This window comes from Pseudomonas sp. WC2 (assembly GCF_050586545.1).
Lineage (GTDB): Bacteria > Pseudomonadota > Gammaproteobacteria > Pseudomonadales > Pseudomonadaceae > Aquipseudomonas.
This window is the reverse complement of sequence record NZ_JBOBDR010000023.1, coordinates 85,343-97,404: the sequence shown is the minus strand read 5'-3', so window position 1 is coordinate 97,404 and position 12,062 is coordinate 85,343. Positions and strand designations below refer to the sequence as shown.

Below are 12,062 nucleotides of genomic sequence, written 5' to 3'. Positions count from 1 at the left end.
GGCTGATACACCGCTTTCGCGAGCAGCCTCGCTCCCACAGGGGAAGGTGTGCTTGCCGGGAAATCAGCGGTAATCGTCCACCGGAACACACGCGCAGAACAGGTTGCGATCACCGTAAACGTTATCCACCCGGTTCACCGCCGGCCAATATTTGTGCGCCTTGGTGTGTGCATCCGGGGTGATGCCCTGCTCGATGCTGTAGGGCCGTTCCCAAACCCCGGTGACATCCGCCAGCGTATGCGGCGCTCGCTTCAGAGGATTGTCCTCCGCCGGCCAGTCGCCATTTTGTACTTGGTTGATTTCCGCTCGAATGCTCAGCATCGCACCGATGAACCGATCCAGCTCAGCCTTCGATTCGCTCTCGGTCGGTTCGACCATCAACGTGCCTGGCACCGGGAATGACATGGTCGGCGCATGGAAGCCGTAATCCATCAGACGCTTGGCGATGTCTTCTTCACTGATCCCGGTCTGCGCCTTTAACGGCCGCAAATCCAGAATGCATTCATGCGCGACCCGCCCGTTGCGTCCGGTGTACAGCACCGGGAATGCGCCGGATAAATGCTGCGCCAAGTAATTCGCCGCGAGAATCGCCACTTCGCTGGCGTCGGCCAGTTGCGGACCCATCATGGCGATGTACATCCAGCTGATCGGCAGGATGCTCGCACTGCCCCACGGCGCCGCGCTGACTGCGGTGTTCTGCGGTTGCGGGCCGTCAATCGGGACCACCGGGTGGTTGGCCACAAACGGCGCCAGATGCGCGCGCACGCCAATCGGCCCCATGCCCGGCCCGCCGCCGCCATGGGGAATGCAGAACGTCTTGTGCAAATTCATGTGCGAAACGTCGGCGCCAATGTCCGCCGGCCGAGCCAGTCCGACCTGCGCATTGAGGTTGGCGCCATCCATGTACACCTGACCGCCGTGCTGGTGGATCACGTCGCAGATCTCGCTGATGCCCTCCTCGTACACGCCGTGGGTCGATGGATAGGTCGCCATCAGGCAGGACAATTTCGCTCCAGCCTCGGCAGCCTTGGCTTTCAAGTCATCCAGATCAACGTTGCCCGCCTCGTCGCACTCGACGATCACCACCCGTAACCCGACCATTTGCGCCGAGGCCGGGTTGGTGCCGTGGGCCGAGGACGGAATCAGGCACACATCGCGGCCGCCCTGTTGCCGGCTCTCATGGTATTTGCGAATCGCCAGCAGCCCGGCGTACTCGCCCTGCGCCCCGGAGTTGGGCTGCATGCAAATCGCATCGAACCCGGTGATCACGCAAAGCCAGCGCTCCAGTTCTTCGATCATCAACGTGTAACCGACCGCCTGCTCCCTAGGCACGAACGGGTGCAGGTTGGCGAACTGCGGCCAGGTGATGGGGATCATCTCGCTGGTGGCATTGAGTTTCATGGTGCAGGAGCCCAGCGGGATCATTGACTGGTTGAGCGCCAGATCCTTGTTCTCCAGTTGTTTGAGATAGCGCAGCATCTCGGTTTCGCTGTGATGGGCGTTGAATACCGGATGGCACAGGTACGGGGTTTTGCGCTGGAGACTTTCCGGAATGCCTGACGCCAGTGCCTGCGCATCGAGATCATCGACGGTCAACCCGTGATCAGCCCCGAGCAGCACATCGAACAGTGTGGCGACCGTATTCTCGTCGCAGGTTTCATCAAGGCTCAGCCCCAACAGCCCACGGCCCAGAATCCTCAGATTGATCTGCGCCGCCTGAGCACTTTCGATGATCGCCGTTTGCGCACCGCCGACGTCCAAGGTCAGCGTGTCGAAGAACTGCGCATTCAGCCGCTTGATCCCGTGTTTCTCCAGACCCGCCGCCAGAATGCAGGTCAGCCGATGCACGCGCTGTGCGATGCGCTTCAGACCTTCCGGCCCGTGATACACCGCGTAGAAACTGGCGATATTCGCCAGCAATACTTGCGCCGTGCAGATGTTCGAATTGGCCTTCTCGCGGCGGATATGTTGCTCGCGGGTTTGCAGGGCCATGCGCAACGCCACATTGCCCCGGGCATCTTTCGACACACCGATGATCCGTCCCGGAATCGCCCGTTTGTATTCCTCGCGGCTGGCAAAAAACGCCGCATGTGGGCCGCCGTAACCCATCGGCACGCCAAAGCGCTGCGACGAGCCGAAGACCACATCGGCACCCAGTTCGCCCGGCGGCGTCAGCAACAGCAAGCTCAACAGATCGGTGGCGACGCAGGCCAAGGCCTGTTGCGCGTGCAAGTGATCGATCAACGGGCGCAGATCGCGGATCTCGCCATGGGTGTCGGGATACTGCAGCAGCGCGCCGAACACCTGGTGCTGCTGCAAGTTATCCACAGCGTCGATGACCAGCTCGAAGCCAAAGCCCTCGGCACGGGTCTGCAACACGGAAATGGTCTGTGGATGACAGCTCTCATCGACGAAAAACACATTGCTCTTCGACTTCGCCACGCGCTTCGCCAGCGCCATGGCTTCGGCCGCCGCCGTGGCTTCATCGAGCAGCGAGGCGTTGGCCAATTCCAGACCGGTGAGGTCGATGGTCAATTGCTGGAAATTCAGCAACGCTTCGAGCCGACCCTGGGCGATCTCCGGTTGATACGGCGTGTACGCGGTGTACCAGCCGGGATTTTCCAGCACGTTGCGCAAGATGACGGTCGGCGTCAGGGTGCCGTGGTAGCCCATACCGATCAGGCTGGTCCACACTTGATTCTGCTCGGCGTAACCGCGCAGCTTGGCCAGCGCCGCTTGTTCATCGAGGGCGGGTGGCAGATCCAGTGCGCGATTGAGGCGAATGCCCGGCGGCACGGTTTGCTCGATCAGTTCGACCCGACTGCCCAGGCCGAGGCTGTCGAGCATCGCCTGCTGCTCGGCGGCATCGGGGCCGAGGTGGCGGCGCAGGAAGGCATCGGGATCGCGTAACTGGCTCAGGGACGGCAACTGGGACATGACGGGCTCTCTCTTGGCTGGCGCTCGGCGTCAATGCAACACGGTCAAAGCAGCATAGCAGTCCATGTCGCCGCCAATTTTCAGAGCAGCCCCTTTCCCCTTGTGGGAGCGAGCCTGCTCGCGAATGCGGTGTGTCATTGAATTCAAATGTGTCTGACAGACTGCTTTCGCGAGCAGGCTCGCTCCCACAGGGAAAAATCATCGCCCATGAAAAAGCCCCGACGGGTCGGGGCTTTGGGGTGTTGCCTAACGCTTACTCGCCAATGGCAGCCTTGTATGCAGCCGCATCCAGCAGCTTGTCCAGCTCGGCCTTGTCGCTTGGCTTGAGCTTGAAGATCCACGCGCCGTACGGGTCGGAGTTCAACAGTTCAGGCGAGCCGCCCAGCTCTTCGTTGATCGCGATCACTTCACCGCTGATCGGCGAATAGATGTCAGAAGCGGCTTTCACCGACTCGACCACACCGGCCTGATCTTCAGCGGCGAAGACTTTGCCCACTTCAGTCAGTTCGACGAACACCACGTCGCCCAGCGCTTCCTGCGCGTGATCGCTGATGCCCACGGTGACGGTGCCGTCGGCTTCCAGACGGGCCCATTCATGACTTTCGGCAAAACGCAGTTCAGCGGGGATATTGCTCATCTTCGGTGTCCTCGGTAATCAGGTCAGCGGTCATGCCCGCCAAAAAAGGTTAGATCAAAGTTTTGCCATGGCGTACGAAGGTCGGTTTGACCACCCGTACCGGGTACCACTTGCCGCGGATTTCCACTTCGGCGCGGTCGGCGGTGGCCATCGGCACACGCGCCAGGGCAATCGATTTGCTCAGCGTAGGGGAGAAACTACCACTGGTGATCTCTCCTTCGCCAACATCGGCGATACGAACCACTTGATGAGCGCGCAAAACACCGCGTTCTTCGAGCACCAGACCGACCAGTTTATGCGCTACGCCGGCGGCTTTTTCAGCCTCCACGGCAGCGCGACCGATGAACTGACGCGAGGCCGGTTCCCAAGCGATGCTCCAGGCCATGTTCGAGGCCAGCGGCGAAACGTCTTGGTGAATGTCCTGACCGTAGAGGTTCATCCCGGCTTCCACACGCAACGTGTCGCGAGCACCGAGGCCGATCGGGGAAATACCGGCGCCGACCAGATCGTTGAAGAAACCCGGCGCCTGATTGGCTGGCAGACAGATTTCCAGGCCATCCTCACCGGTGTAACCGGTGCGGGCGATGAACCAGTCGCCGTCGGTGTAGCCTTCGAACGGTTTGAGGTGCTGAATCAGCGTGGCGCGGGACTGGGTGACCAGTTCGGCAATCTTGTGCCGGGCCTGCGGGCCTTGAATGGCGAGCATCGCCAACTCGGCGCGCTCGTGCAACTGCACGTCGTAATCGCCGCGCTGCGCGTTCATCCACGCCAGATCCTGATCGCGGGTCGAGGCATTGAACACCAGACGATAAGCATCGTCGAGGCGGTAGACGATCATGTCGTCGACGATGCCGCCACGCTCGTTGAGCATGGTGCTGTACAGCGCACGGCCGGGGCGGTGCAAACGGTCGACATCATTGGCCAACAAATGCTGCAGCCAGGCTTTGGCCTGGGGGCCGGTGACGTCGATCACGGTCATGTGAGAAACATCGAACACCCCGCAATCGCGGCGCACTTCGTGGTGCTCCTCGACCTGCGAACCGTAATGCAGTGGCATGTCCCAACCGCCAAAATCGACCATCTTCGCGCCAAGGGCGAGATGCAGGTCATACAGAGGCGTACGCTGTCCCATGGGTTTCTCCTTCCGGGCGTGGCGAAGGTGCGGACTGCCGCTAAACGGGTGAAAGCCTTGAAATAGAAGGCTCTCAGCCGATTCCAGCGAACAGGTCTGTCAGACTAACCGCACCGAATGCCGCGCATTGTAGCCGCATGATTCAGGACTCACTACTAAGTGTTTCGGTGCGCCGAGCGACGGATCAAGCCAATAACCGGCAACAGTCCGACCAGAACCAGGGTCAGCGCTGGCAAAGACGCTCGCGCCCATTCGCCTTCGCTGGTCATTTCGAAGATCCGCACGGCCAGCGTGTCCCAGCCAAACGGGCGCATCAGCAGGGTCGCGGGCATTTCCTTGAGCACATCGACGAACACCAGCAGCGCCGCGCTCAACGTGCCGGGCAGCAACAACGGCAGATACACTTTGAAAAACAGTCGTGGCCCACTGACACCGAGACTACGTGCCGCTTCGGGCAAAGACGGCCGTATACGCGCCAGACTGTTTTCCAGTGGGCCGTAAGCGACCGCAATGAAGCGCACCAGATACGCCATCAACAATGCTGCGAGACTCCCGAGCAGCAACGGTTTGCCCGCGCCGCCGAGCCAACCGGAGAGCGGAATCACCAGCTCGCGATCCAGATAACTGAACGCGAGCATGATCGACACCGCCAACACCGAACCCGGCAAGGCGTACCCGAGATTAGCCAGACCGACCCCGGAGTCGATCGCCCGTGTCGGCGCCAGTCGCCGGGCGAAGGCCAGTAACAACGCAACGCTGACGGTGATCAGCGCCGCCATGCCACCTAAATAGAGGGTATTCAGGATCAACCCGGCGTAGCGTTCATCGAGATCGAACCGCCCGCGCTGCCAGAACCAGACAACCAATTGCAGCACCGGAATGACGAAGGCGCAGGCGAACACCAGGCCGCACCAGCTCATTGCCGCGAAGGCCTTGAGCCCGCGCAGGTGATACAGCGCTTTCACCCGCGGACGTTCGTTACTTGCCCGATTCGCCCCGCGCGCACGGCGTTCGCCGTACAGCACCAGCATCACCACCAGCAACAACAGACTGGCCAATTGCGCCGCGCTCGAAAGGCTGAAGAACCCGTACCAGGTTTTGTAGATCGCCGTGGTGAAGGTGTCGAAGTTGAACACCGAAACCGCACCGAAATCAGCGAGTGTTTCCATCAGCGCCAGCGCCACACCGGCACCAATGGCCGGACGCGCCATCGGCAACGCCACCCGCCAGAAGGCTTGCCACGGCGATTGGCCAAGCACCCGCGCGGCTTCCATCAGGCCTTTGCCCTGGGCGAGAAACGCGGTGCGCGCCAGCAAGTAAACGTAGGGATAGAAGACCAGTACCAGCACGATAATCACCCCGCCGGTGGAGCGCACCCGGGGAAGACGCAGGCCTGTGCCGAACCATTCACGCAGCAGGGTTTGCACCGGGCCGGCGAAGTCGAGCAGGCCGACAAAGACGAACGCCAGCACGTACGCGGGGATTGCGAACGGCAACATCAGCGCCCAGTCAAGCCAGCGCCGCCCGGGGAACTCGCAGAGGCTGGTGAGCCAGGCGAGGCTCACGCCGAGCAGGGTCACGCCGACACCGACGCCAACGACCAGCGTCAGAGTATTGCCCAGCAGGCGCGGCATCTGGGTTTCCCACAGGTGCGACCAGATTTGTTGATCGATGGTCTGCCAGGAGAGCAGCAGAACGCTCAGGGGCAACAGCACCAACGCAGCGATGGCGAAGACGATGGGGTACCAGCGGCGTTGGGCGGGGTGGGCCAAGGAAACAGTCTCGTTCAAATGATTGTGCCCACGCTCTGCGTGGGCACACATCCTGTGACGCTCTGCGTCACGCTGTCGGCGGCACGACGCAGAGCGTCGATGGATGCATACCCACGCAGAGCGTGGGAACGATCAGTGTCGCGTGGCGCCGTATAAACGCCGGGTCAGTTCCAACCCGCCCGATCCATCATCCGGATCGCTTCAGCCTGACGCTTGCCCGCCACTTCTACCGGCAAAGTATCGGCCACAAACTTGCCCCACGCCGCCACTTCTTGCGAAGGCGCCACCGCCGGGTTGGCCGGGAATTCCTGGTTCACGTCAGCAAAAATTTTCTGCGCTTCAGGGGTAGTCATCCACTCGACCAAAGCCTTGGCCGCTTCGGCGTGCGGCGCATGTTTGGTCAGACCGATACCCGACAGGTTCACGTGCACGCCGCGATCAGCCTGATTCGGCCAGAACAGCTTCACCGGCAGCTCCGGCTTCTGCTTGTGCAGGCGACCGTAGTAGTAAGTGTTGACGATGCCAACATCGCACTGGCCGGCGTTGATCGCTTCGAGCACCGCAACATCATCGGAGAACACGTCGGTGGACAGGTTGTTCACCCAGCCCTTGAGGATTTCCTCGGTCTTCGCCGCGCCGTGGACTTCGATCATGGTCGCGGTCAGCGACTGGTTGTAGACCTTCTTCGCCGTGCGCAGGCACAGACGCCCTTCCCAGTTCTTGTCGGCGAGTGCTTCGTAAGTGGTCAGTTCGCCCGGTTTCACGCGTTCGGTGGAGTAAGCGATGGTCCGCGCGCGCAGGCTCAGGCCGGTCCACGCATGGCTGGACGAGCGGTACTGCTGCGGGATGTTGGCGTCGATGGTTTTTGAAGTGAACGGCTGGAGGATGCCCATTTGCTCGGCTTGCCAGAGGTTGCCGGCGTCAACGGTGAGCAGCAGGTCAGCCGTGGCGTTTTCGCCTTCAGCCTTGATGCGCTGCATCAGCGGCGCTTCCTTGTCAGTGATGAACTTGATCTTCACCCCGGTCTTGGCGGTGTAGGCATCGAAGACCGGTTTGATCAGTTCATCAATGCGCGACGAGTAAACCACCACCTCATCAGCGGCCTGGGCCGTGGTGCTACCGATCAGGGTCAGGGCCAGTGCGGTCAGAAGACGCTTGGGTGCCAACATGGGAGTGGTCTCTCGGTCGGAAAATGTGGGCCAAATGATAAGGACTCACATTTACCACCTCAATCGAACTCTTTTTGAAGGAGTTACCAGATGTTGCACAGGCTGAATGTTGCGGTGATTGACTGACGACTGCTCGCGATGAGGCCTTCAGCCTCGATGAGCATCTCAGGGTTTGGCCAAGGCCGGCAGATCACCGGTCAACCCCAGCGCCTCGCGCACAAACAACGCCTTCGCCTCGGGCAACTGCTCCACCAGCTTCAACCCGGCATTCCTCAACCAACGCACCGGCAACGGATCGGCCTGGAACAACCGCTCAAACCCTTCCATCGCCGCCATCAGCGCAAGGTTATGCGGCATGCGCCGACGCTCGTAGCGGCTCAATACCTTCACATCCGCCAAACGCTCACCGCGCTCCGCCGCCTGCAACAGCACTTCGGCCAACACCGCCGCATCGAGGAAGCCAAGGTTCACACCCTGCCCCGCCAACGGGTGAATGGTGTGCGCCGCATCGCCGATCAGCGCCAGGCCTTCGGCCACATAACGCTTGGCATGACGCTGACGCAGCGGCACGCACAGGCGCGGATCAGCACTGATGACTTCGCCAAACCGACCTTCAAAAGCACGCTCCAGCTCGCGACAGAAATCCGCTTCGTCCAGCGCCATCAAACGCTCGGCTTCGCTCGGCGTGGTCGACCAGACGATCGAGCACCAATCCTGCTGCCCGTCACGCTCCAGCGGTAGAAACGCCAGCGGCCCGTGATCGGTGAAACGCTGCCACGCGGTCATCTGGTGCGGTTTGCTGCTGCGCACGCTGGTGACGATGGCGTGATGCAGGTAATCCCACTCGCGCGTGGCCATTCCGGTGAGACGACGCACCGCCGAGTTGGCGCCATCAGCGGCGATCACCAGCGGCGCGCGCAACTGCCGACCATCGGCCAGCGTCAGTAGCCAGTCATCGCCCGAACGGCGCATCTGTTCCAGCCGCGCATTGGCAAGCATGCCCAGGTCGCAATCGTGCAAACGGTCGAGCAAGGCATCCTGGACCACGCGGTTTTCGACGATATGGCCAAGCACCTCGGCGTGCACGCTGCTTGCCGAGAAATGAATCTGCCCGGTGCCGCTGCCGTCCCAGACGTGCATGTCGGTGTAGGGGCTGCTGCGGCGTTTGGCGATGCCATCCCACACGCCGAGGCGTTCGAGAATACGCTGACTGGCCGCTGACAAAGCGCTCACGCGCGGTTCAAACGCGGCTTCGGCATCGAACGGTTTGACGCTTAACGGGCTGCCATCGAGCAGGAGAACTTCGAGTCCGCTGTCTTGCAACGCCAACGCCAGGGCGCTGCCGACCATTCCGGCTCCGACAATCAGCAGATCTGCGCGCATTTCCATGCTTTAAGCCTGTCTCGCTTGCGGCTTGAGCCGCACGTAAAGGGTTTTACCGACCCGCGCGACAAGATTGCCGGCGCCGTCATGAATATCGACCTGCAACTGCGGCAGGTATTTTTCGCCATTGGCGGTCTGCCGGCGGATATCGGCGAGCAAGGTCTCGTCGATGCTGAACCGGGCGAACACCGGGCCTTTGCCCGGCGCAATGAAATCGATGTCGGCCGCCTTGTCCCAGACGATGTACTTCGAGCCGAGGTTTTCCATGAGCATCAACATGAAGAACGGATCGACCATCGAATACAGGCTGCCGCCAAACTGCGTGCCGACGTAGTTGCGGTTGTACCAACCGAGGCCCATCGACACTTGAACGTCGCGGAAATCATCGCTGATGTGCCGGACGCGTACACCGGCGCCAAGATACGGCGGGTAGAACGTCATGACCCAGCGCATCAGCCGCGCCTTGCCAAATGTTGCGGTCAGCCACTTAAGCATCCGGACGCGTTCCCAAACCCATGGCCTGACGCGCAAACCAGCGCTTGGCCGGTGGCAACAGATCGAGGCCAAGCAAACCGATGTTGCGGCCCAGCGAAACCAGCGGCTGCGTGCTGCCGAACAGGCGCGTGACCTGATCGGAGAAACCCACGGTGAGGTCCTGATCGAGACGCTGACGCTCGCGATAGGCCTGCAACGTGGCGAAGTCGCCCAGCGGTTTGTCGCTGGCCAGCAGTGCAGCGGCCAAGGCATCGGCATCACGCAGCGACAGGTTGAAACCCTGCCCGGCAATCGGGTGCAGACTGTGCGCGGCGTTGCCGAGCACGGCCAGATGCGAGCGCACTTGTTCTTCGGCCTCGACCAGCGTCAGCGGATACAAATGCCGCGCGCCGACCTGTTTCAACGTGCCGAGGCGATAACCGAACACGCCCTGCAATTCGCTGAGGAAATCGCGCTCGCTCAGATCGGCCAGACGCTGCGCGTCCATGCCCAGACGGGTCCAGACCAGGGCGCAGCGGTTGTCCGGCAGTGGCAGCAGCGCCATCGGCCCTTCGTCAGTGAAACGCTCGAACGCCATGCCGTTGTGCGCTTCGCTCGGGGTGATGTTGGCGATCAGCGCACTCTGGTTGTAAGGACGCTGGCGCACGTTGATGCCCAACTGTTCGCGCAGCCCGGAACGACCGCCATCGGCAAGCACCGCGAGGTCGCATTCCAGCGTGGTTTCATCGTTGAGGGTCAGGCGATAGCCGTCGGGCAGCGGCTCCATGCGTTTGACTTCCGCCGGGCAGCGCCAGCTGATCACGTCTTTGTCGACGTGCTGCCACAAGCAGTGGCCGAGCCAAGCGTTTTCCACCACATAACCGAGCGCTGGTACGCCCTCTTCCATCGCCGACAAACGCGCGGTGGAGAAACGGCCACGGTCGGAGACGTGAATCTGTTTGATTGGCTCGGCACGGCGGGAGATTTCCTGCCATACGCCCAAGCGTTGATAAATCTGCCGCGAACCGAAGGACAGCGCCGACGAACGTGCGTCGTAGCTCGGCTGCCAACTGTCGCCGGGGGCGAACGGCTCGATCAGCACGATCTTCCAGCCACGGGCCTTGGCCCCGGCCTGCAAGGCCAACGCCAGACTGGCGCCGACCAGACCGCCACCGATGATTGCCAGATTGACTCGACTCATGCCGCGTGTGTCCTTGCTTGCGCCATCAGCGCTTCGATGTCGGCGACGGTTTTCGGTACGCCGGTGGTGAGGATTTCACAGCCCGTTTTGGTCACGACCACGTCGTCCTCGATGCGCACGCCAATGCCGCGCCATTTCTTCGCGACGTTCTGATTGTCCGGGGCAATGTAGATGCCCGGCTCCACCGTCAGCGCCATGCCGACCTCAAGCACGCGCCATTCGCCGCCGACCTTGTATTCGCCGACGTCGTGTACATCCATGCCCAGCCAGTGACCGGCGCGGTGCATGTAAAACGCTTTATAGGCTTCGCTGGCGATCAGCTCGTCGACCTCGCCTTGCAGCAATCCCAGTTTCACCAGCCCCGTGGTGATCACGCGAACCGTCGCTTCATGCGCCTGATTCCAGTGTTTGTTCGGGGCGATTTCGGCGAATGCGGCTTCCTGCGAGGCCAATACCAATTCGTAGATCGCTTTCTGTTCAGCGGAAAACTTGCCGTTGACCGGCCAGGTGCGGGTGATGTCGCTGGCATAGCAATCAATCTCGCAACCGGCGTCGATCAGCACCAGATCGCCGTCCTTGAGCAGCGCGTCATTCTGCTGGTAATGCAGGATGCAGCTGTTGCGCCCGGCGGCGACGATCGAACCGTAAGCGGGCATTTTCGCCCCGCCCTTGCGGAATTCGTAGTCGAGTTCGGCTTCGAGGCTGTACTCGTAGAGCCCGGCCCGGCTGGCCTGCATCGCGCGGATATGCGCTTGCGCCGAGATCCGTGCGGCTTCGCGCATGACCTTCACTTCTGCCGCCGATTTATACAGACGCATATCGTGCAGCAGATGATCCAGGGCAACGAATTCGTTCGGCGGTTGGGCACCGAGGTGCGCCTTGGAGCGGATGACGTTGATCCAGTCCATCAGGTGGCGGTCGAATTCGGGGTTGCTGCCCATCGCCGAATACACCCGGTCGCGGCCTTCGATCAGGCCCGGGAGAATGTCGTCGATATCAGTGATCGGGAAGGCGTCGTCGGCGCCGAAGTCGCGGATCGCGCCTTCTTGCCCGGCGCGCAGACCGTCCCACAATTCGCGTTCGGCGTTGCGTTCACGGCAGAACAGCACGTACTCACCGTGCTCGCGGCCGGGCATCAAAACGATGACGGCTTGCGGCTCGGGAAACCCGCTGAGGTACTGGAAATCGCTGTCCTGACGGTAGACGTGCTCGACGTCGCGGTTGCGAATAGCGACCGCGGCGGCGGGCAGGATCGCGATGCTATTGGGTTCCATCTGCGCCATCAGGGCCTTGCGGCGACGGCTGTATTCCGCTTTGGGGATATGGGTCATGGGCAGATGGCTTTCCCTGGCACGCG

General features: G+C 61.7%; 9 protein-coding genes. All 9 read right to left on the bottom strand.

Annotated elements, in window-relative coordinates; all coding sequences use genetic code 11:
- Positions 1-63: 63 nt before the first annotated feature.
- The 9 genes from gcvP to pepP all read right to left on the bottom strand — a co-directional run bounded on the left by gcvP (position 64) and on the right by pepP (position 12,036).
- Positions 64-2,937: an aminomethyl-transferring glycine dehydrogenase gene (gcvP, locus tag ACQ4OE_RS23830; protein WP_430948107.1), complete on the bottom strand. Its 2,874-nt coding sequence runs from the start codon at positions 2,935-2,937 to the stop codon at positions 64-66.
- A 253-nt stretch (positions 2,938-3,190) separates the two neighbouring features.
- On the bottom strand, positions 3,191-3,574 hold the full coding sequence (gene gcvH, locus ACQ4OE_RS23825) for a glycine cleavage system protein GcvH (RefSeq protein ID WP_122596654.1): 384 nt from the start codon (positions 3,572-3,574) through the stop codon (positions 3,191-3,193).
- 49 nt (positions 3,575-3,623) lie between these two features.
- On the bottom strand, positions 3,624-4,706 hold the full coding sequence (gene gcvT / locus ACQ4OE_RS23820; protein ID WP_430948106.1) for a glycine cleavage system aminomethyltransferase GcvT: 1,083 nt from the start codon (positions 4,704-4,706) through the stop codon (positions 3,624-3,626).
- A gap of 155 nt (positions 4,707-4,861) precedes the next feature.
- Positions 4,862-6,478, bottom strand: coding sequence for an ABC transporter permease (locus ACQ4OE_RS23815; protein ID WP_430948105.1), 1,617 nt, complete (start codon positions 6,476-6,478; stop codon positions 4,862-4,864).
- Positions 6,479-6,642: 164 nt separating this feature from the next.
- Complete coding sequence (locus ACQ4OE_RS23810) at positions 6,643-7,647, bottom strand: extracellular solute-binding protein (RefSeq protein WP_430948104.1); 1,005 nt, start codon at positions 7,645-7,647, stop codon at positions 6,643-6,645.
- A gap of 165 nt (positions 7,648-7,812) precedes the next feature.
- Complete coding sequence (locus ACQ4OE_RS23805; RefSeq protein ID WP_430948109.1) at positions 7,813-9,030, bottom strand: 2-octaprenyl-3-methyl-6-methoxy-1,4-benzoquinol hydroxylase; 1,218 nt, start codon at positions 9,028-9,030, stop codon at positions 7,813-7,815.
- Positions 9,031-9,039: 9 nt separating this feature from the next.
- On the bottom strand, positions 9,040-9,525 hold the full coding sequence (locus tag ACQ4OE_RS23800; RefSeq protein ID WP_430948103.1) for a DUF4442 domain-containing protein: 486 nt from the start codon (positions 9,523-9,525) through the stop codon (positions 9,040-9,042).
- Positions 9,518-10,705 (bottom strand): 2-octaprenyl-6-methoxyphenyl hydroxylase, encoded by a 1,188-nt coding sequence (ubiH, locus tag ACQ4OE_RS23795; protein ID WP_430948102.1) that lies wholly within the window; start codon positions 10,703-10,705, stop codon positions 9,518-9,520. The genes ACQ4OE_RS23800 and ubiH overlap by 8 nt, the downstream gene beginning before the upstream one ends.
- Positions 10,702-12,036 carry a Xaa-Pro aminopeptidase gene (gene pepP / locus ACQ4OE_RS23790; protein ID WP_430948101.1) on the bottom strand — a complete coding sequence of 445 codons (1,335 nt, stop codon included), beginning with the start codon at positions 12,034-12,036 and terminating at the stop codon, positions 10,702-10,704. Before pepP ends, ubiH begins: the two co-directional genes overlap by 4 nt.
- Positions 12,037-12,062: the final 26 nt, after the last annotated feature.

Bases quoted from the DNA above. Each gene is read 5' to 3' on its own strand.
- gcvP (WP_430948107.1), bottom strand. From the start codon at position 2,937: ATGTCCCAGTTGCCGTCCCTGAGCCAGTTACGCGATCCCGATGCCTTC.
- gcvH (WP_122596654.1), bottom strand. From the start codon at position 3,574: ATGAGCAATATCCCCGCTGAACTGCGTTTTGCCGAAAGTCATGAATGG.
- gcvT (WP_430948106.1), bottom strand. From the start codon at position 4,706: ATGGGACAGCGTACGCCTCTGTATGACCTGCATCTCGCCCTTGGCGCG.
- ACQ4OE_RS23810 (WP_430948104.1), bottom strand. From the start codon at position 7,647: ATGTTGGCACCCAAGCGTCTTCTGACCGCACTGGCCCTGACCCTGATC.
- ACQ4OE_RS23805 (WP_430948109.1), bottom strand. From the start codon at position 9,030: ATGCGCGCAGATCTGCTGATTGTCGGAGCCGGAATGGTCGGCAGCGCC.
- ACQ4OE_RS23800 (WP_430948103.1), bottom strand. From the start codon at position 9,525: ATGCTTAAGTGGCTGACCGCAACATTTGGCAAGGCGCGGCTGATGCGC.
- ubiH (WP_430948102.1), bottom strand. From the start codon at position 10,705: ATGAGTCGAGTCAATCTGGCAATCATCGGTGGCGGTCTGGTCGGCGCC.
- pepP (WP_430948101.1), bottom strand. From the start codon at position 12,036: ATGACCCATATCCCCAAAGCGGAATACAGCCGTCGCCGCAAGGCCCTG.